Annotated in this window: 17 protein-coding genes and 1 tRNA gene; 14 read left to right on the top strand and 4 right to left on the bottom strand. The window is 64.6% G+C overall.

Annotation, left to right across the window (positions count from 1 at the left end; genetic code table 11):
- Window positions 1–31: 31 nt before the first annotated feature.
- A tRNA-Ser gene (locus ABIA90_RS08165) sits at window positions 32–121 on the bottom strand.
- 237 nt (window positions 122–358) lie between these two features.
- On the opposite strand from ABIA90_RS08165, the gene ABIA90_RS08160 reads away from it, so the two are divergent.
- Window positions 359–1,222 carry an alpha/beta fold hydrolase gene (locus ABIA90_RS08160; protein WP_354118490.1) on the top strand — a complete coding sequence of 288 codons (864 nt, stop codon included), beginning with the start codon at window positions 359–361 and terminating at the stop codon, window positions 1,220–1,222.
- A 278-nt stretch (window positions 1,223–1,500) separates the two neighbouring features.
- Here the strand turns inward: ABIA90_RS08160 and ABIA90_RS08155 are convergent, their stop codons facing one another.
- Entirely contained in the window at window positions 1,501–2,628 is a 1,128-nt protein-coding gene (locus ABIA90_RS08155; RefSeq protein ID WP_354118489.1) for an ROK family protein, read from the bottom strand.
- A 331-nt stretch (window positions 2,629–2,959) separates the two neighbouring features.
- On the opposite strand from ABIA90_RS08155, the gene rplU reads away from it, so the two are divergent.
- From rplU to ABIA90_RS08140, 3 genes are all read left to right on the top strand, one after another.
- Window positions 2,960–3,349, top strand: a complete 390-nt coding sequence (rplU, locus tag ABIA90_RS08150) for a 50S ribosomal protein L21 (protein ID WP_063980440.1) — start codon at window positions 2,960–2,962, stop codon at window positions 3,347–3,349.
- A gap of 97 nt (window positions 3,350–3,446) precedes the next feature.
- Window positions 3,447–3,716: a 50S ribosomal protein L27 gene (gene rpmA, locus ABIA90_RS08145; protein ID WP_011083253.1), complete on the top strand. Its 270-nt coding sequence runs from the start codon at window positions 3,447–3,449 to the stop codon at window positions 3,714–3,716.
- A gap of 143 nt (window positions 3,717–3,859) precedes the next feature.
- Window positions 3,860–4,453 carry a GNAT family N-acetyltransferase gene (locus ABIA90_RS08140; RefSeq protein WP_071908626.1) on the top strand — a complete coding sequence of 198 codons (594 nt, stop codon included), beginning with the start codon at window positions 3,860–3,862 and terminating at the stop codon, window positions 4,451–4,453.
- 181 nt (window positions 4,454–4,634) lie between these two features.
- On the opposite strand, the gene ABIA90_RS08135 is transcribed toward ABIA90_RS08140, so the two are convergent.
- A complete protein-coding gene (locus tag ABIA90_RS08135) occupies window positions 4,635–5,549 on the bottom strand; it encodes a DMT family transporter (RefSeq protein WP_354118488.1) in 915 nt (304 codons plus the stop codon).
- 118 nt (window positions 5,550–5,667) lie between these two features.
- Here ABIA90_RS08135 and ABIA90_RS08130 point away from each other — a divergent pair, with 118 nt between their 5' ends.
- The 3 genes from ABIA90_RS08130 (at window position 5,668) to ABIA90_RS08120 (ending at window position 9,168) form a co-directional block, all read left to right on the top strand.
- Window positions 5,668–6,150 carry a MaoC family dehydratase gene (locus ABIA90_RS08130; RefSeq protein WP_354118487.1) on the top strand — a complete coding sequence of 161 codons (483 nt, stop codon included), beginning with the start codon at window positions 5,668–5,670 and terminating at the stop codon, window positions 6,148–6,150.
- Window positions 6,151–6,235: 85 nt separating this feature from the next.
- Window positions 6,236–7,276, top strand: coding sequence for a GTPase ObgE (obgE, locus tag ABIA90_RS08125; protein ID WP_354118486.1), 1,041 nt, complete (start codon window positions 6,236–6,238; stop codon window positions 7,274–7,276).
- Window positions 7,277–7,533: 257 nt separating this feature from the next.
- Window positions 7,534–9,168 carry an alkaline phosphatase family protein gene (locus tag ABIA90_RS08120; protein WP_354118485.1) on the top strand — a complete coding sequence of 545 codons (1,635 nt, stop codon included), beginning with the start codon at window positions 7,534–7,536 and terminating at the stop codon, window positions 9,166–9,168.
- Between the two features lie 133 nt (window positions 9,169–9,301).
- Here the strand turns inward: ABIA90_RS08120 and ABIA90_RS08115 are convergent, their stop codons facing one another.
- Complete coding sequence (locus ABIA90_RS08115) at window positions 9,302–10,267, bottom strand: Bug family tripartite tricarboxylate transporter substrate binding protein (RefSeq protein ID WP_354118484.1); 966 nt, start codon at window positions 10,265–10,267, stop codon at window positions 9,302–9,304.
- Between the two features lie 195 nt (window positions 10,268–10,462).
- Between ABIA90_RS08115 and proB the strand changes: the two genes are divergently transcribed.
- The 7 genes from proB (at window position 10,463) to ABIA90_RS08080 (ending at window position 17,557) form a co-directional block, all read left to right on the top strand.
- The gene (gene proB / locus ABIA90_RS08110; protein ID WP_354118483.1) at window positions 10,463–11,584 is read left to right on the top strand and encodes a glutamate 5-kinase; all 1,122 of its coding nucleotides are present in this window, start codon (window positions 10,463–10,465) and stop codon (window positions 11,582–11,584) included.
- 146 nt (window positions 11,585–11,730) lie between these two features.
- Window positions 11,731–13,026: a glutamate-5-semialdehyde dehydrogenase gene (locus tag ABIA90_RS08105; protein ID WP_354118482.1), complete on the top strand. Its 1,296-nt coding sequence runs from the start codon at window positions 11,731–11,733 to the stop codon at window positions 13,024–13,026.
- 23 nt (window positions 13,027–13,049) lie between these two features.
- Complete coding sequence (locus ABIA90_RS08100; RefSeq protein ID WP_247306825.1) at window positions 13,050–13,694, top strand: nicotinate-nucleotide adenylyltransferase; 645 nt, start codon at window positions 13,050–13,052, stop codon at window positions 13,692–13,694.
- Between the two features lie 208 nt (window positions 13,695–13,902).
- Window positions 13,903–14,259 carry a ribosome silencing factor gene (rsfS, locus tag ABIA90_RS08095; RefSeq protein ID WP_014490594.1) on the top strand — a complete coding sequence of 119 codons (357 nt, stop codon included), beginning with the start codon at window positions 13,903–13,905 and terminating at the stop codon, window positions 14,257–14,259.
- Between the two features lie 93 nt (window positions 14,260–14,352).
- Window positions 14,353–14,835: a 23S rRNA (pseudouridine(1915)-N(3))-methyltransferase RlmH gene (gene rlmH, locus ABIA90_RS08090; protein WP_354118481.1), complete on the top strand. Its 483-nt coding sequence runs from the start codon at window positions 14,353–14,355 to the stop codon at window positions 14,833–14,835.
- Window positions 14,836–14,867: 32 nt separating this feature from the next.
- Window positions 14,868–16,205, top strand: coding sequence for a murein hydrolase activator EnvC family protein (locus tag ABIA90_RS08085; RefSeq protein WP_354118480.1), 1,338 nt, complete (start codon window positions 14,868–14,870; stop codon window positions 16,203–16,205).
- Window positions 16,202–17,557, top strand: coding sequence for a S41 family peptidase (locus ABIA90_RS08080; protein ID WP_166346727.1), 1,356 nt, complete (start codon window positions 16,202–16,204; stop codon window positions 17,555–17,557). The genes ABIA90_RS08085 and ABIA90_RS08080 overlap by 4 nt, the downstream gene beginning before the upstream one ends.
- The last annotated feature ends 16 nt before the right edge of the window (window positions 17,558–17,573 follow it).

The following is a 17,573-nucleotide window of genomic DNA, read 5'->3' as shown; positions in this document are numbered from 1 at the left end:
CTTGGTGGGAGTTCTCAAAGTCGCTTTAATATGGCGGAGAGGGAGGGATTCGAACCCCCGATAGGCTTGCACCTATGCCGCATTTCGAGTGCGGTGCATTCAACCACTCTGCCACCTCTCCTGAAGGCGCCAAGTAAGGAGCAGGGCCCCTGTGGTTGGGGGCGTTAATAGGCGAGGATGGCGGGCCAGACAAGGCGCGAAAGGGGAAAATCCGCTACCTCTTTCAGCCCCTGTCCTGGAGCCGTTTCCGCTCCGGTGAATCGGAACGGGGCTCCAGATTCTTGTTTTGACCCGTTTTCCTGACGCGAACCGGTGTCCGCTTCGGTCGAAAACGCTCTCACCGCCGCGAGGAACTGCCGTGGAGCATCTCACGATCAAGGCCAATGGCGCCGATTTCCACCTGGTCCGCGCTGGCAGCGGCAAACCGCTGCTTTTGCTGCATGGTTGGCCGGAATTCTGGCTGACCTGGGAGCCGGTGATATCAAGGCTTTCGGACCGTTTCATGCTGATCGCGCCCGATCTGCGCGGCTTCGGCGACAGCGACAAGCCGGACGGGCCTTTTGGGCCGGACGGCCATGCCGCCGACATGCTGGCACTGATGGACGGGCTCGGCATCGACCGATTCGCCGTGGTCGGCCATGACGTCGGCGGTGCCGTGATGCAGCCTTTGGCCCGGCAGGCGGGCGAGCGGCTCGCGGGGCTGTTCTTCTTCGACTTCGTCTATCCCGGCATCGGGCCGCGCATGGCGGCGCCCGATAGGCTCAACCACATCTGGTATCAATCCTTCCACCAGATGGAGATGGCGCCCGCGCTCGTCGGCGCGAGCCGCGAGAGCTGCCGACTCTATATCAGCCACTTCCTCAAGGGTTGGGCGCATCGGAAGAACGCCTTCGACGATGTTCTCGACGCCTTCGCCGACAACTTCTTCAGAGAAGGCAATCTCGCCGGCGGCTTTGCGCATTATCGCGCCTCGCATGCCGGGCGGGTCGCGATGATGAAGGGCGAAGCCCCGCAGCTGGCACCGATCAACGCGCCGACCTGCGTGCGCTGGGCCGAGCACGACCCGCTGTTTCCCTATGCCTGGACCGATCGTCTGGGCGAGACGTTTGGCGATCTCGATCTTGCGATGTTTCCGGGCGTCGGCCACTTCCCGCATCGGGAAGATCCGGATCGCGCGGCCGCGGAGATCGCGGCGTTCTTTCAGCGGATCGGCTGGAGCTGAAGACAGGGGTGGGACCGCCAGACGCGGTAAACACTGGCGGTCCCGTGCCGCTCATTGAAATACTGGCTGGGAAGGGCGGCTTCGCCGGCCAGGGTGAGGCGACGATTCGACCGTAGCGAGTGTCCTGTGCGCCGCAACGCAATCCGGTCCTTAACCTAACCAGTCAAGGTTACTCTGGAGCCGCTTCCGTTCCGATGAAACCGGAACGGGGCTCCAGATTCATGTTTTTGCGCGTTTTCTTGACGCGAACCGGCGTCCACTTCGCTTGAAAACGCTAGCTAGTCATTCTTGCCCTTTTTCTTGCCGTTCTCAGTAGAATCCCGGTCTTTTCCGTTGCCGTTCTCCTTGCGGCGGTTGGTGAAGCGGGCATTGCCGAGTCCGGTGCCGATGGTCAGCACGCCCCAGCGATCGACGTCCTGCATGAACGGGACCTCCGAGAGGCCCTGAACCACGCCGTCATTGTGCATCAGGATCGCGGTGTCGTGCTCGCCGATCGCGGGGATGCCCTCGATCAGGCTCGCCGGCAGGTTGAACTTGCTGCTCTCCCAATTGCCCGGCAGGTTCTGCGCGCCCTTTTCGATCGAGCCGTCCGCGTTGATCACGCCGGGACAGGCGATGCCGATGAAGGGCGCGAGCTTGTAGCCATCCTTCTCGGCCTCGGTGATCAGCCCCTTCAACATCTTGGTGAGCCGCTTCACCGCACCCTCGCGGGTCGGCTCGTCGTCGGCGTGACGCCACAGCTCGGATTTCACGACCTTGGCCTTCGACAGGTCCTTGGCCTTCTTCCAGCTGGTCTCCACCAGGCCGCAGCGGATGTTGGTGCCGCCAATATCCACCGCGAGGATGCTGTCATGGGCCTCGAAAATCCATGATGGCGCCAGATGCAGCGCGCCTATCAGGCCTGCTTCATCGGGATGGGCGCGGATCGGCACCATGTCGATCTTGAAATCCTCGGCCTTGAGGATGATCTCGGTGCGCGCGATCGCGAGCTCTCCGAGCCGTGAATCGCGGAAGCCGCCGCCGACGACGATGCGCTCGGTCTTCGCCCAGGCCTTGCTCTTGAGGAAGCGACGGGTGACGTAAGCGAGCTCCTGGGCAAAGTCCTCGATGGCGCTATGCACCACGGCCCAGGCCTCGGTGTCATCGCCGATCAGGATGGCGTCCAGCGTCTTCTTGCTGATCTCATCCGATGGCTCCTTGCCGAACGGGTCTTCGCCGCCCTTGCGCAGCGGCTTGCGCCAGCGCTCGAGGATTTTGCGGAACGCGCCCTTGCTGGCGCGGTCGCCGAGGAAACCTTCCTCGTCCTTCATCTCGATGTTGAAGCTGTCGATGTCCACCGACGGCAGCCGTGCCGCGCCGTGGGTGGCGATGCCCGTCGTCGTCTTGACCAGTTCGTCCGTTGCCATGAAAGCCCTGCCCGGTTACCTGTTCCGGCGGGGACAACGGCGCGGGAACCCGGAAGTTGCAAACCGGCTGCAGATTCGCCTGAGGGCCGGCCGACGGCCCAAATCCTTCAAATCCGGGCTGTTTCCGATGGTTTTCCTTGACTTGCGGCGTCCGGCGGCTATAAGTCCCGCAACCGGCGCGGGGCGTTTCTCGCGCCGCTTGTTTTTGCGTGGGTTTTCAAAGGGATAACTCCCACCCGCACAAAACGCGCATAAACCCATAGCGACTGACAAAAAGCCGGCCCGGACGATTCTCGTCGCGAGGCCGGGATTTGAACACGGAGAAAAAACGATGTTCGCAGTCATCAAAACCGGCGGCAAGCAATACCGCGTCGTGCCGGATGATGTTCTCGAAGTAGGCAAGATCGAAGGCGAAGTCGGCTCGATCATACAGCTGAATGAAGTGCTGGTGCTCGGCGGTGACACGCCGGTCCTGGGCGTCCCGACGGTCGCAGGCGCGTCCGTTGCGGTCGAGGTGCTCGACCACAAGCGCGGGCCGAAGGTCATCGCGTTCAAGAAGCGCCGCCGCAAGAATTCGCGCCGCAAGCGCGGCTACCGCGACGAGATCACGGTCCTCCGTATCTCCGAGATCCTGACGGACGGCGCCAAGCCCACCAAGGGCCCGCGTCCGAAGCGGGAGAAGGTCGCCAAGGAAGCGACCACCGAAGAAGCCGCCGCATAATTTGATCACGCGCAATCACGAATTGATGCGTGAGAAATTGTGAAATGATTCCGTCAAGGAATTGATCTAGAAATACGCAGGATTTTGGAGACGAGCCATGGCTCACAAAAAAGCAGGCGGATCATCGCGCAACGGTCGCGATTCGAAGGGCAAGCGCCTCGGCATCAAGGCGTTCGGCGGCGAAGTCGTGATTCCCGGCAACATCATTGCGCGTCAGCGCGGCACCACCTGGCATCCCGGCCTTAATGTCGGCATGGGCACGGACCACACTCTGTTCGCCAAGATCGAGGGTCGCGTCACGTTCCAAGCCAAAGCCAACGGCCGCACATTCGTATCGGTACTCCCGATCGCCGAGGCGGCTGAATAAACGGTGGACCAAATTTGGAGTCCGCCGGGTCCTTGACCGAACCGGCGGAGTCCACGAGACGGCTCCAGGGGAGGCAGGGAAACCGGCCTCCCCTTTCGTTTGACTTGCTCACTTTTCACTTAGTGACTTTGACGGAGCCGGACATGTTGCAGGATTTCTCGAGCGTGACCTTGCGGGAGGCGAGACCGAGCGTCGTCGCCACCGAGCGGCTGACGTTGCGGCGCCCGACTCTCGCCGACGTCAGGACCATCGCCCACCTCGCCAACGACCGCCGTGTCGCGGAAAACACCCGTCGCCTTCCACACCCCTATTCGCAGGACGACGCCGTCGAATTCGTCCGCGCCACCGCCGCGCTCGGCAGCGAGACGGTGTTCCTGATCGAGCACGACACCGGGCCGGTCGGCATGGTCGGCGTCGACCGCTCCACGCCCGACAATGCCGAGCTCGGCTACTGGCTCGGCGTCGAGCATTGGGGCCAGGGCTTTGCCACCGAGGCCGCGCGCGGCGCGATCGACTTCTTCTTCGAGGAGTTCGAGGACGATCATCTCTATGCGGGTGCGCGCGTCACCAATCCGGCCTCGCGCAACGTGCTGGAGAAGTGCGGCTTCCAGTGGAGCGGCGTCCAGCTGCATCGCTTCCTCGCACTGGGCTCGTCCACGCCCGTCGATTGCTTCCGCCTGTCACGCGGCGTGTGGTCGTCGCTGAAGAACTGGAGCAGTGCGAGACGGATGAGGTAGGGCGCGCGGCCACATACACTGCTGTCGTCCCGGGGCGCGACAAAGTCGCGAGCCCGGGACCCATAATCCCAGGGAGAAGTGTGGCGCAAAGCTCCCACTCCGAGTTATCGCAAAACGACGTCCTGTGGGTATGGGTCCCGGGCTCGCGCTTCGCTTGTCCGGGACGACAGTGTGACCGCAGCTACGCCGGCGGATTGACCTCGTTGCTCGGGCGGCCGAGATCGCGTTCGCGCAAGTAAATGTAGAACCCGGCGCTGATGATGATGGCGGCGCCGATGATGGTGGCAATCGACGGCACGTCGCCGAACACGACGAAGCCGAAGATCACGGCCCAGACGATCATCGAATATTGATAGGGCACCACGACGCTCGCCGGTGCCAGCTTGAGCGAGCGGTTGACGCAGAACAGCGCCGTCACCGAGACGCAACCCGCCAGTGCGAAGATCGCGAGGCTGCCCGGTGTCGGCGGCACCCAGTGGAATGCCGACAGCACGGCACCCAGCGAGAACGTGCCGATGAATTGCGACGACGCCATCACGATGTCGGGCGTCTTGCGCAGGCTGCGCGTGATCAGCATCAGGGTCGCAAACGACAGGCTGCCGCCGAGCGCGATCAGCGCCGGCAGGCTGACCGTCTGCGCCGACGGCCGCAACGCGATCAGAACGCCGCAGAAGCCGATCAGGATCGCCGTCCAGCGCCGCCAGCCGACCTTCTCGCCGAGGAAGATCGCCGACATCGCGGTGACGAAGATGGGGCCCGCGAGATAATAGGTGATGACGTCGGCGAGCGGCAGATAGACCGTCGCGAGGAAGAAAGCGGCCACTTCCAGCGTCGACAGCACGACGCGAAACAGCTGCAGGCGCGGCCGCTCCAGATGCAGGAACTGGTGACGCTGCCGCCAGACCAGCGGCGACAGCAGCAGCAGCGCCGCGCAGGCGCGCAGGAACAAGAGCTGCCCCACCGAATAAGTCCCGACCAGGAACTTGCCCATGGCGTCGCCGAACGAGAACATGAAGATCGACAGCACCATCAACGCAATGCCGGCAAGGCGTGCGGAGCGGTCGTCATAGGCGGAGAGATTCTTGAAGAAGGGCATTGGCGCCGTTTTAATCACATGGCCGCGCCGGACAAGCCCGCATCTGCTGATTGAACGGATTGTCGCACTCGTCGCGGCGCGATAGCGATAGACGCCTCCCGAACCAGAGAGCATGGACATGACCGAATTCGACCCGACCCGGCATCGCATGATCCCCGCGCAACGCTGGTTTGAGGATTTCGTGGTCGGCGAGCGCTTCGTGCTGCCGAGCCGCACCCAGACCTCGGCGGTGTTCGCCGCCTTCCAGACCGCGAGCGGCGACACCCATCCCGTGCATTACGACGTGGAATATTGCCGCAGCCGCGGCATGCCGCATCTGCTCGCCCACGGCTTCCAGACCTTGATCCACACCGCGCCCGGCGCGGGTCTGTTTCCGTTCATGGTCGAGGACTCCCTGGTCGGCTTCCTGGAGCAATCGAGCCGGTTCCTCAAACCGGTATTCGCCAACGACACCATCTATCCCGCGCTCGAGGTCACTGAGCTGGTGCCGGGTCGCACGACCGGCGCGGTGACGCTCAAAAGCACCGTATTCAACCAGCGCAAGGAGCTGGTGCTGGAGGGGATGCAGAAATTCCTGATCCGGAGACGGCCTGCGGGTTAAGCACGGGGTCAAATTCGCGGAAATTCGGCCGATTCAGGGATAAGTCCGGGTTGCCGCGCGGGACCGCCTGCCCTACCTATGGCCCATGAAATTCCTCGACGAAGCAAAGGTCTATATCCGCTCCGGTGACGGCGGGAACGGCTGCGTGGCGTTCCGCCGCGAGAAGTTCATCGAATTCGGCGGTCCTTCCGGCGGCAATGGCGGCCGCGGCGGCAACGTGATCATCGAGGTCGCCGACGGCCTCAACACGCTGATCGACTACCGCTACCAGCAGCATTTCAAGGCCCAGAAGGGCGAGAACGGCTCGGGCTCGGACCGTCATGGCGCCAACGGCAAGGCGATCGTGCTGAAGGTTCCCGTGGGCACGCAGATCTTCGACGAGGATCGCGAGACCCTGATCCACGACTTCACTGATGTCGGCGAGAAGTTCGTGCTGGCCGAGGGCGGCAATGGCGGCTTCGGCAATGCGCATTTCAAATCGTCGACCAACCGCGCGCCACGCAATGCCAATCCCGGCCAGCCCGGCGAGGAGCGCTGGATCTGGCTGCGGCTGAAACTGATCGCGGATGCCGGCCTGGTCGGTCTGCCCAATGCCGGCAAGTCGACTTTCCTCTCCAAGGTCAGCGCGGCCAAGCCGAAGATCGCCGACTATCCCTTCACCACGCTGCATCCGCAGCTCGGCGTCGTGAATTCCGACGGCCGCGAATTCGTGCTGGCGGACATTCCCGGTCTGATCGAAGGCGCGCATGAAGGCGCCGGCCTCGGCGACCGCTTCCTCGGCCATGTCGAGCGCTGCCGCGTGCTGCTGCATCTCATCGACGCGACCTGCGAACATGCCGGCAAGGCGTATAAGACGGTGCGCAACGAGCTCAATGCCTATGGCGGCCTGCTCACCGACAAGATCGAGATCGTCGCGCTGAACAAGATCGACGCGGTCGGGCCGGACGAGTTGAAGAAGCAGAAGGACCGGCTGAAGCGCGCCGCCAAGAAGACACCGCTGCTGCTCTCCGGCATCACCGGCGACGGCGTGAAGGAAGCGTTGCGCGCGCTTGTCGAAGTGATCGGCGAGGCCCCGGTATCGGCCAAGGCGAAGAGCGCGGCCGAAGCGGAGCCGTGGTCGGCCTGATCTCCCTCCCCGCCGTCGTCCCCGCGAAAGCGGGGACCCATACCGCGTGATCTCTAGATTGCGAATGGTCGTAGTACCGAACGACGAGTCTTCGTCAAACCTCTCCCTGTGGTTATGGGTCCCCGCGCCCCGTGCGCAATTGCGCACTAGGCGGGGACGACAGTGGAATGTGCCGCCCTAGGCGCGCGCATCACTGGCTTGTCATCGCGCCCTCGATAGCGCAGCATTAAAAGATCAAGAAACGGCAGGGGCGAAGCATGGCGCGCGCGAAGAACGTTCTCTGGATCATGTGCGACCAGCTTCGCTACGACTATCTCGGCTGCACCGGCCATCCCACGCTGAAGACGCCCAACATCGACGCCATGGCCAAGCGCGGCGTCCTGTTCAGCAAGGCGTATGTGCAGTCGCCGATCTGCGGCCCGTCGCGGATGTCGTTCTACACCGGGCGCTACATGCGCTCGCACGGCTCGCACTGGAACGGCTGGCCGCTGCGCGTCGGCGAGCCCACGCTCGGCGACCACCTCAAAAAGATCGGCGTGCGCAACGTGCTGGTCGGCAAGACCCACATGGCGCCCGACCTCGAGGGCATGAAGGCGCTCGGCATCCCGCCGGAATCGATGATCGGCGTGCACGTCGCCGAATGCGGGTTCGAGCCCTATGAGCGCGACGACGGCCTGCACCCGACCGGACGGCCGCGCCCGAAATACGATGAGTATCTGCGCAGCCAAGGATTCGAGGCGACCAATCCCTGGGAGCATTGGGCGAATTCAGGCGCGGCGGACGACGGCTCCCTGCAGAACGGCTGGCTCCTGGTGCATGCCGACAAGGCCGCGCGCGTGCCGGACGAGCATTCCGAAACGCCCTACATGACCCGGCGCGCGATGGACTTCATCAGCGAGGCCGAGACTGACGGCAGGCCGTGGTGCCTGCATCTGTCCTACATCAAGCCGCACTGGCCCTATATCGCGCCAAAACCCTACGACAGCATGTATTCGACAGCGGACATGATCCCGGCGATCCGCTCCGAGCGCGAACGCCAGAATCCGCATCCGGTGTTCGGCGCCTACATGGACATGCGCTACTCCCGCAACATGGCGCGCGACGAGGCCCGCGAGAAGGTGATCCCGACCTATATGGGCCTGATCACCCAGATCGACGACCAGATGGGCGTGCTGATGAAGTTTTTGGAGGCGCGCGGCCTGCTGGACACCACAATGATCGTCTTCACCTCCGATCATGGCGATTATCTCGGCGATCACTGGATGGGCGAGAAGGATCTGTTCCACGAACAGTCAGCGAAGATTCCGTTGATCATCATCGATCCGTCGAAGGAAGCCGACGCCACACGTGGCACGCGCAGCGACGCGCTGGTGGAAGGCATCGATCTCGCGCCGACCTTCGTCGATTATTTCGGCGGCAAGGTGCCGGGCCACATCCTCGAAGGACGCTCGCTGCTGCCACTGCTGCGCGGCGAGAGGCCGTCCGACTGGCGCAAGGTCGTATTCTCCGAATACGACTACGCCATGCAGGATGTGCGGCTGAAGCTGAACCAGCCGATCGAGCGCTGCCGCCTGTTCATGGTGTTCGACGGCCGCTGGAAGTACATCCACGCCTCCGGCTTCCGCCCGATGCTTTATGATCTCGAAACCGATCCGGACGAGTTTCTGGATCGCGGCGACGATCCGGAGTGTGCCGGCATCATCGCTCGCCTTCAGGCCGAGCTGTTCGACTGGGCGCTGCATCCCAACGACCACATCACCACGCCGCGCGAGAAGATCGCGAACTATGCCGACAACCAGCTCCAGGTGAAGGGCGGCATTTTGATCGGCGTCTGGGACGAAGCCGAGCTCGCGTCGATCAAGGACGGGATCGCGCAACGCGCGAAGATGTAAGCCTCATGGTGAGGAGGCGCGACAGCGCCGTCTCGAACCATGCAGGCCCCCGCTGCTACAGCCGGGCCTTTCATCCTTCGAGACGCCGCTCCCGCGGCTCCTCAGGATGAGGGGATAGAGTAGCGCGCGGCGTTCAATTCTCGATCTTGTATCCTGTCGCCTTCACGATCGGCTGCCAGAACGCCGTGTTGGCGGCGAGCTCCTTGGTCAGCCCATCCGCGGTGCTGCCGACCGGAATCAGCCCGATCGCGGTGAGCTTCTCCTTCACCTCGGGCTTGGCGAGCGCCGCGCTCGCGGCGGCGCCGAGCTTGCTGGCGAAGTCCGGCGGGCTGCCGGCGGGAAGCCACATGCCGTACCAGGCATCCGCGACGAGATCGATGCCGCTCTCCTTCAGCGTCGGGACCTCGGGCGCGAACGGCGAACGTTCCGCGCTCGCGACCGCGATGATCTTCACGCCCTTGGCGCGGTGCTGCGGCAGCGCATCGGCCAATGTCACGATGCCGAACGACAGATGGCCGCCGATGAGATCGTTGAGGATAGGCGCGCTCCCGCGATAGGGCACGCGGGTCAAGGGAATGCCGAGATCCTTCTCGAGCTTGGAGCCCATGAAATGCGGAATGGTGCCGTTGCTCGGCACCCCGAACGACGTCTTGTCCGGATGCGCCTTCAGCCACGCCACGAATGACTTGAAATCGGCAGCGTCAATCGCCGGGCCGATCACGACTGCGAATTCGAACCGCGCCAACAGCGACACCGGCATGAAATCCTTCGCCGTGTCGAAGCTCGGCGTCGTCTCCACCATCGGCAGCAGGTACATGGTGGGGCCCGTCGTTACCAGCACCATGCTGCCGTCGGCACTCGCGCCCTTCACCGCCTTGATGCCGATCAGGCCGTCGCCGCCGGTACGGTTCTCGACCACGATGGTCCGTTGCAGCACCGGCGCCATCTCCTGCGCGATCAGCCGGCACAGCGTGTCGCCGCCCGCTCCCGCCGCGAACGGGAAGATCATTTTTGTCAGCCCGGCCTGCGCTTGCGATCCGCCCGCCTGCGCCAACAGCGGCAACCCGAGACATCCGGCGATGAAGTTGCGGCGATCCATCAGTTTCCTCTTCGAGCCCGTTATGGTTGGCGACAGTTAGAGCCAGGCGAGCGTCCCGGACAAGCGCCGTTTACCATCCCGGCCGCCTTGCGCCGGCCATCGTCCTGCTGCAAAAGCAGGCCTTACCGGCGCCGCTTATTTGCTCCGCCGTTCCCGAGCCCGAGCAATTTGTCACACGCGCCAACACATACACACATGGCCAGCCCCGAACTCAGTCAATTCCGCCGCATCGTCGTCAAGGTCGGCTCCGCCCTGCTGGTCGATTCCGACAAGGGCGAGGTGCGAGCCTCCTGGCTCGCCGCGCTCGCCGACGACATGGCCAAGCTGCATCGCGAGGGACGCGACATGCTCGTCGTCTCCTCCGGCTCGATCGCGCTCGGCCGCAGTCGGCTGAAATTGCCGCGCGGCCCGCTGAAGCTGGAGGAGAGCCAGGCGGCGGCCGCCGTCGGCCAGATCGCGCTGGCGCGGATCTGGTCGGAGGTGCTTGGGGCCCACGGCATCGGCGCGGGGCAGATCCTGGTCACGCTCCAGGACACCGAGGAGCGCCGCCGCTATCTCAACGCGCGCTCCACCATCGGCAAGCTGCTGGAATGGCGCGCGATCCCCGTCATCAACGAGAACGATACGGTCGCCACCAACGAGATCCGCTACGGCGACAATGACCGCCTCGCCGCGCGCGTCGCCACCATGGCGAGCGCCGATTTGCTGGTGCTGCTGTCCGACATCGACGGGCTCTACGACGCCCCGCCGAAGAACAATCCGAACGCAAAACTCATTCCCGTGGTCGACAGCATTTCCTCGGAGATCGAGGCCGTGGCAGGCGACGCCGAGTCCGAGCTGTCGCGCGGCGGCATGCGCACCAAGGTCGAGGCAGCCAAGATCGCCACCACAGGCGGCACGCATATGCTGATCGCCTCCGGCAAGATCGAGCATCCCCTGCAGGCGATCGCCGACGGCGGCCGCTGCACCTGGTTCCTGACGCCGGCCAACCCCATCACCTCGCGCAAGCGGTGGATCGCGGGCACGCTGGAGCCGAAGGGCACGCTGACCATCGATGCCGGCGCCGTGACGGCGCTGCGTGCCGGCGCCAGCCTGCTGCCGGCCGGCGTGATCAAGGTCGAAGGCCAGTTCGCCCGCGGCGATGCGGTGATCGTGCGCGGTCCTGATACCAGCGAGGTCGGCCGCGGCCTGATCGCCTACGATGCCGAGGTCGCCGAGCGGATCAAGGGCCACTCGTCCCCGGACGTGATGGCCATCCTGGGCATCAGCGGGAGGTCCGAGATGATCCACCGCGACGATCTGGTGGTGGGCGGGTAAGGGCCGCGACGGCCCTTTTCACTGAATTTGCTGGGCCAATGACCTAGCCGGCGCCTTGCCGGAGAGACCAGCCATACCCTCCCGACCCTTCGCAGACGCGGGATTTCCATGCTAGGACACCGCCTTAGCAGAAGGTTGAAGCTCCAATGGCCGCCCCCCTCAAAGCCGTCGACGGCAATGCCGATCTCCAGGCGCTGATGTCCGATCTCGCCGCCCGTGCCCGCGCTGCCGCGCGCGTGCTGGCGCTGGCGCCGCCGGAGCAGAAGAACCGGGCGCTCGAGGCCATGGAGCGGGCGATCCGCGCGAACTCTGCCGCGATCCTTGCCGCCAATGCCGAGGACGTCGCGGAGGCCCGCGCCTCCGGCACCATGATCGCCTCCTTCATCGACCGCCTGACACTGACACCTGCGCGCGTCGAGTCGATGGCCGAGGGCATCGGTATGGTGCGCGGCATCGCCGATCCGATCGGCATCGTCACCGAGAGCTGGCAGCGGCCGAACGGCATGACCATCGAGCGCGTGCGCGTTCCGCTCGGCGTCGTCGGCGTGATCTTCGAGAGCCGGCCGAACGTTGCGGCCGATGCCGGCGTGCTGTGCCTGAAATCCGGCAATGCCGTGATCCTGCGCGGCGGCTCCGACAGTTTTCGTTCGTGCCGCTCGATCCATGAATGTCTCGTCCAGGGTCTGCGTGAAGCGGGCCTCCCCGAAGCGGCGATCACGCTGGTGCCGACGCGCGACCGCGCGGCGGTCGGCATGATGCTGTCAGGGTTGAACGGCGCCATCGACGTGATCGTTCCGCGCGGAGGCAAGAGCCTCGTCGCGCGCGTCGAGCAGGAAGCCCGCGTGCCCGTGTTCGCGCATCTCGAAGGCGTCAACCACGTCTATATCGATGCCAGCGCCGACCTCGCCATGGCGAAGTCGATCGTGCTCAACGCCAAGATGCGCCGCACCGGCGTCTGCGGCGCGGCCGAGACGCTGCTGGTCGATCGCGCCGCGGCCGCCAAGAACCTGAGGCCGCTGGTCGAGATGCTGATCGAGGCCGGCTGCGAAGTGCGCGGCGACGACGCCGTGCAGAAGACCGATGCGCGCGTCAAGCCTGCCAGCGAAGACGATTGGGACACCGAATATCTCGACGCGATCATCGCGGCGAAGGTGGTGGACGGTGTCGACGGCGCGATCGCGCATATCCAGACCCACGGCTCGCACCACACCGATGCGATCGTGAGCGCGGATGAGGCTGCTGCGAAGAAATTCCTGAGCGAGGTCGATTCCGCGATCGTGCTGCACAATGCCTCGACGCAATTCGCCGACGGCGGCGAGTTCGGTTTCGGCGCCGAGATCGGCATCGCCACTGGCCGATTCCACGCCCGTGGTCCTGTCGGCGCCGAGCAGCTCACGAGCTTCAAATATCGCGTCCACGGCACAGGTCAGACGCGGCCGTAAGTCATGTCGCGAGGCGTGGGGCATTGAGTAACAATTTCGTCGCGCCACGTTTCTTCGCGCAGGCCATTCCGCCCTACACCGAAGGCATGCGCGTCGGCCTGCTCGGCGGCTCGTTCAATCCGCCGCACGAGGCCCATCGCGCCATCAGCCAGTTCGCGCTGAAACGCCTCCGACTCGACCGCGTGTGGTGGCTGGTGACGCCGGGCAATCCGCTGAAGGAGAACGGCACGCTGCATGAGCTCGGCGCGCGCATGCAGGCCGCGCGCGACGTCGCTGACGATCCCAGGATCGAGGTGAGCTGTCTCGAATCCGTCATTCGTACCCGCTATACTATTGACACGATCAACACCTTGCGCCGCCGCCTCAGCGGCCTGCGCTTTGTCTGGATCATGGGCGCCGACAATCTCGCTCAATTCCATCGTTGGCAGCACTGGCGGCGCATCGCCGACCAGGTGCCGATTGCGGTCATCGATCGCCCGCCGCAGAGTTTTCGCGCCCTCGCCTCGCCCGCTGCCCAGGCCCTTGCACGCTACCGCGTGCCCGAGACGGACGCGGCATTGCTGCCGGATCGGCCGGCGCCGGCCTGGGTCTTTCTGACAGGGTTGAAACTGAACCTGTCCTCGACCGGCTTGCGGAACCCGGACGGGAGCTGGAAAGGTCCGAAGTGAGACGGAGTGTGTGGACGTTGTGGGGATTTCGGACTCTCTGGCATATTGAAACCCTTAACCCCACATGATGTAGTGTAACCAGTGAGCGTCGGATTCGGCGTTCGCGATACAGTGAAAGGAATGGTCCCTGACCACATCTGTATTGTCCAAGTCTGTTTTACCCAAGGTAGCGAAACCGGCGCGTAAAACATCGACCAAAGCTGCGGCCTTGAAGGCGCAACCCGACGCCGACAAGACGCTGAGCCTGATCCTCTCCCGCCTCGACGACATGAAGGCGGAAGAGACGGTCACCATCGACCTTCGCGGCAAATCGGCGTACTCCGACTACATGATCGTCACGACCGGCCGGGTGAACCGGCACGTCGGCGCGATCGCGGACAACGTCGCCAAGGGCCTCAAGGAAAACGGCATCAGGAACATCCACGTCGAGGGCTTGCCCAATTGCGACTGGGTGCTGATCGATTCCGGCGATGTGATCGTGCACGTGTTCAGACCCGAGGTCCGCGAGTTCTACAATCTCGAGAGATTGTACACCCAGGGCCCAGGGGCGGCGAAGGCGATCTAGGCTCATCGAGCCGATTTCGAATCGGCTGACGCGCATGCTAGCGTCGTGCGCGCGCATATTGCGCGCGGTCTCGAAACACGACCTGAAGATATCATGCGCGTTGCTGTCATTGCGGTGGGCCGGCTGAAGCAGGGCCCCGAACGGGAGCTTGCCGACCGCTATTTCGAGCGGTTCGACGAAGCCGGCCGCAAGCTCGGATTCCGCGAGCTCATCATCCACGAAATCCCCGAAAGCCGCGCGCGCGACACCGCAACTCGGATGGCCGAAGAGGCCGCGGCGATCGGTGCGCACATCCCGGAAAAATCGATCCTGGTGGCGATGGACGAGCGCGGCCAGAATCTCGACTCCACCGTATTCGCACGGCACCTCGGGCGCTGGCGCGACGAGGGTGCCGGACATACTATCTTCGTGATCGGAGGGGCGGACGGACTTTCGCCCGAATTGCGCCGTAAGGCCAAGCTCGCGATCGCGTTCGGCTCTGCGACCTGGCCGCACCAAATGGTCCGCGTCATGCTTCTGGAACAGCTTTATCGGGCCGCCACCATTCTGGCCGGCCACCCCTATCACCGCGCGTGATGCGCGCACAACGAGCACCTTTGCGTAAAGCGATGCGAGCGCCGATCCTCAACCTGCTGCTGATCGCCGGCGTCACGGGCGCAAGCCTCGCGCAAGCTCAGACGCAAGGTCAGACAATTGCGCCCGCGCCACAGACGGCGGCCGTCTCGCCCGATGCGATCAAGCAGCGCGAGCAGGAGCTCGAGGCCGCCCGCGCGAGGCAGAAGAGCGCCGAGGAAGCGCAGGCCAAGCTCAAGGCCGAGATCACTTCGCTCGGCCAGGACCGCACCCAGCTCAATCAGCAGCTGATCGATACCGCAGCCAATGTGCGGACCGTCGAGACCAAGATCGACGAAGCCGAAGCGCGGCTGCGCTCGCTCAACGGCCGCGAGCAGCAGATGCGCACCTCGCTGGAGTCGCGCCGCGCCGACATCGTCGAGGTGCTGGCGGCCCTGCAGCGCGCCGGCCGGCGCACGCCGCCGGCGCTCCTGGTGCGGCCCGAAGACGCGCTGCAATCACTGCGCACCGCCATGCTGCTCGGCGCCGTGGTGCCGGAATTGCGCGGCCGCGCCGAGAAGCTCGCCGGCGACCTCGGCGAGCTCGTGGGCTTGCGCAAGAACATCGCCGCCGAACGCGACCAGCTCGCCACCGACCGCGACAAGGTCCGCAACGACCAGACGCGACTCACCGCCCTGGTCGACGAGCGGCAGCGCCAGCAGGCGTCGCGCGAAAAAGACCTCGACGCCGAGAACTCGCGCGCCATCGCGCTCTCCAGGCAGGTCGGCGATCTCCAGGGGCTGATCACCAAGATGGAGCAGGATCTGCAGAGCGCCGCCAAGGCCGCCGAGAAGGCGGCTGAGGCCGCCAAGCAGGCCGAGGCCAAGGCGGCCGCCAGCGCCAAGCCCGGTCCGGGCACTTTCAAGGACCGGTCCCGGACCACCCCGGCGATCGCCTTCGCGGCGGCCAAGGGGCTCCTGCCTCTCCCGGTTAACGGTAACAAGATCAGGGATTTTGGCGGTTCCGACGGGGTCGGCGGTGTCCAGAAGGGCATTTCGCTGGCAACCAGGCCCGGCTCCCAGGTCACGACGCCGTGTGATGGCTGGGTTGTCTATTCCGGCCCGTTCCGCAGCTATGGACAACTCTTGATCCTCAACGCCGGGGGCGGGTATCATGTCCTGATCGCCGGGATGGAGCGCATTTCGGTTAACATCGGTCAGTTTGTGCTCACGGGGGAACCGGTTGCGACCATGGGGTCGACCTCTCAAGTCGCCTCCATTCTCGCCACGAACGCGAGTCAACCTGTGCTGTATGTCGAGTTCCGTAAGGACGGCACTCCAATCGATCCAGGCCCATGGTGGGCCGCAAATGAAGGCGAGAAGGTTCGCGGATGATGCGCAAGACTTCAGTTATCCTCCTCAGCGCGGCCACCGGTGCTGCGCTGACGCTGTTCGTGACCCAGCCGCGCGCGGTCTTCATGGGCTCCAGCGCGCGAGCCGCAACTGCAGACACCTATCGCCAGCTCAATCTGTTCGGCGATGTGTTCGAGCGCGTGCGCTCGGACTATGTCGAGAAGCCCGATGACACGAAGCTGATCGAATCCGCCATCAGCGGCATGCTCACCGGCCTCGATCCGCATTCGAGCTACATGGACGCCAAGAGCTTCCGCGACATGCAGGTGCAGACCCGCGGTGAGTTCGGCGGCCTCGGCATCGAAGTCACGATGGAGGACGGCCTGATCAAGGTGGTCTCGCCGATCGACGACACCCCCGCTTCGCGCGCCGGCGTCATGGCCAACGACATCATCACCAATCTCGACGACGAAGCCGTGCAGGGCCTGACCCTGAACCAGGCGGTCGAGAAGATGCGCGGTCCGGTCAACACCAAGATCAAGCTCAAGATCATCCGCAAGGGCCAGGACAATCCGATCGACGTCACCCTGGTGCGCGACAACATTCGCGTCCGCTCGGTGCGCGCGCGCATCGAGGCCGACGACATCGGCTATATCCGCATCACCACCTTCAACGAGCAGACCACCGAAGGCCTGAAGCGCGAGGTCGCCAACCTCTCGAATCAGATCGGCGACAAGCTCAAGGGCTACATCATCGATCTCCGCAACAACCCGGGCGGCCTGCTCGAGGAAGCGGTCACCGTCTCCGACTCGTTCCTGGAGAAGGGCGAGATCGTCTCGACCCGTGGCCGCAATGCCGAGGAGACCCAGCGCCGCACCGCGCATGCGGGCGATCTCACCAAGGGCAAGCCTGTCATCGTGCTGGTCAATGGCGGTTCGGCCTCGGCGTCGGAAATCGTCGCCGGCGCGCTGCAGGACCACAAGCGTGCGACCATCGTCGGCACGCGCTCGTTCGGCAAGGGCTCGGTGCAGACCATCATTCCGCTCGGCTCGGGCAACGGCGCGCTGCGTCTGACCACGGCGCGCTACTACACGCCGTCGGGCAAGTCGATCCAGGCCAAGGGCATCGTGCCCGACATCGAAGTGCTCCAGGACGTGCCGGACGAGCTGAAGTCGCGCACCGACACCAAGGGCGAGGCTTCGCTGCGCGGCCATCTCAAGAACGACGGCGACGAGAAGACCGGCTCGCAGTCCTACGTTCCGCCGGACGCCAAGGACGACAAGGCGCTCAAGCTCGCGGACGACCTGCTCCACGGCATCAAGAACAGCGCCTCCGCGGCGCCGACGCCGGGCGACAACAAGGCCACGACCGACAAGCCCAAAGCGGCGAACTAAGTCGGCGCGTCAGGCG

Source organism: Bradyrhizobium sp. LA6.8 (assembly GCF_040547935.1).
In the GTDB taxonomy this organism is placed as follows: Bacteria; Pseudomonadota; Alphaproteobacteria; order Rhizobiales; family Xanthobacteraceae; genus Bradyrhizobium; species Bradyrhizobium barranii.
This window is presented reverse-complemented; position numbering and strand designations above follow the sequence as displayed.

Coding starts and splice junctions, on each gene's coding strand:
- rlmH (WP_354118481.1), top strand. CDS start 14,353: ATGCGCGTTGCTGTCATTGCGGTGGGCCGGCTGAAGCAGGGCCCCGAA.
- proB (WP_354118483.1), top strand. CDS start 10,463: ATGGCCAGCCCCGAACTCAGTCAATTCCGCCGCATCGTCGTCAAGGTC.
- ABIA90_RS08140 (WP_071908626.1), top strand. CDS start 3,860: ATGTTGCAGGATTTCTCGAGCGTGACCTTGCGGGAGGCGAGACCGAGC.
- ABIA90_RS08115 (WP_354118484.1), bottom strand. CDS start 10,267: ATGGATCGCCGCAACTTCATCGCCGGATGTCTCGGGTTGCCGCTGTTG.
- obgE (WP_354118486.1), top strand. CDS start 6,236: ATGAAATTCCTCGACGAAGCAAAGGTCTATATCCGCTCCGGTGACGGC.
- rpmA (WP_011083253.1), top strand. CDS start 3,447: ATGGCTCACAAAAAAGCAGGCGGATCATCGCGCAACGGTCGCGATTCG.
- ABIA90_RS08120 (WP_354118485.1), top strand. CDS start 7,534: ATGGCGCGCGCGAAGAACGTTCTCTGGATCATGTGCGACCAGCTTCGC.
- ABIA90_RS08135 (WP_354118488.1), bottom strand. CDS start 5,549: ATGCCCTTCTTCAAGAATCTCTCCGCCTATGACGACCGCTCCGCACGC.
- ABIA90_RS08080 (WP_166346727.1), top strand. CDS start 16,202: ATGATGCGCAAGACTTCAGTTATCCTCCTCAGCGCGGCCACCGGTGCT.
- ABIA90_RS08085 (WP_354118480.1), top strand. CDS start 14,868: ATGCGAGCGCCGATCCTCAACCTGCTGCTGATCGCCGGCGTCACGGGC.
- ABIA90_RS08130 (WP_354118487.1), top strand. CDS start 5,668: ATGACCGAATTCGACCCGACCCGGCATCGCATGATCCCCGCGCAACGC.
- ABIA90_RS08155 (WP_354118489.1), bottom strand. CDS start 2,628: ATGGCAACGGACGAACTGGTCAAGACGACGACGGGCATCGCCACCCAC.
- rplU (WP_063980440.1), top strand. CDS start 2,960: ATGTTCGCAGTCATCAAAACCGGCGGCAAGCAATACCGCGTCGTGCCG.
- ABIA90_RS08105 (WP_354118482.1), top strand. CDS start 11,731: ATGGCCGCCCCCCTCAAAGCCGTCGACGGCAATGCCGATCTCCAGGCG.